At 69.0% G+C, this 1,135-nt stretch carries 1 pseudogene; it reads left to right on the forward strand.

From position 1 onward, the window contains the following. Positions 1–183 precede the first annotated feature (183 nt). A pseudogene (locus tag OO48_RS40520) lies at positions 184–529 on the forward strand (helix-turn-helix domain-containing protein); the annotation flags it as partial. Between the last annotated feature and the right edge of the window lie 606 nt (positions 530–1,135).

The following is a 1,135-nucleotide window of genomic DNA, read 5'->3' on the forward strand; positions in this document are numbered from 1 at the left end:
GCACCACCGTCCACCTCTACGCCCACACCACCGACGGCCTCACCCACAGCCAGGACACCAACTACACCAACTCCACCTGGGGCGGCTGGTACAACCTCTAGTTGTACTGCTCCGGGACGTTGGTGATACGCGTGCTGGATCCTTGAAGGGTTGAGGGCCTCCGGGGCCGGTGTGGATCGCGACATCTCCACCTGGCCTGGGAGGCTCTCATGCCTACCGCAATGCCCGTTGGCCGAGACCGGGCGCCTTCGGCTCGCCCGCTGTGTCGTGGACGATGGCTGGTCGGTGCGGTGGGCCGCGAAACGCTTCCAGGCCGACCGCACCACCGCAGCCCGCTGGGCCACCCGCTACCGGGCGGCTCGGCGTCGCCGAAGGAGCGGACCGTCCCAGTCGGCCCCAACGCCGGCCCGGCAGGACTCTCGCCGAGGTCGAGGCGCGGGTGCTCCGCTTGTGGCGCGAGCACCGCATCGGTCCGCTGCGCGTCGTCTCCGCGACCGTCCTGGTCACTGACGCCGAGAGGCACGTGCTCTGATGCTCCACCAGGCCCGCCTTGGCATGGCCGTCGGGCCTGGTGGCCCCCGTCGGCCTCGCCGACCCGGGCGAGGCTCTGCTCGCCGCCATCTGGTCGATCAGTGGCGTAAACGGATGCAGCCGTGTCGTCCTGGGCGCCAGCTGCTTGCGCAGCTCGGGCCGAGCCGGCTCCAGCGCTTTCTTCACATCAGGAAGCCGGCGCCGTATTTCCGCATGAAGGCGCGGTTCTACAGGCCGTTACGCGAGTCGCGGCGGATCGCCGCGTACAGGTCGACCTTGGACTTCGGCAGCACCCTGGCCCCCTCGTCGTGGAGAGCACAACCACGGCTCCGAAGCGCGCAGCCAGGTGTTCTCGAAACTCGGCGACACCACTCTTCCGTGGTGCGGGACGCTCTCGCCGCTCAGCAACAGGCACTCTCACGGCTCGCGTACAAAGCCGATGAAGCCCGAGAGGGCGCGGGGCCGATCGGGTTCAGAAGTCATCTCATTTGGGCTTGTAAGCTGGTCGCGTGATGATCGTGGAGCGCCTGGTGCCGGACGAGTTGTGGGAGCTGTTCCAGCGGGTGGTGCCGGCCGCGCCGACCCGACCGCAGGGCGGTGGCCG

This window comes from Kitasatospora phosalacinea (genome assembly GCF_000716545.1).
Lineage (GTDB): Bacteria > Actinomycetota > Actinomycetes > Streptomycetales > Streptomycetaceae > Kitasatospora > Kitasatospora phosalacinea.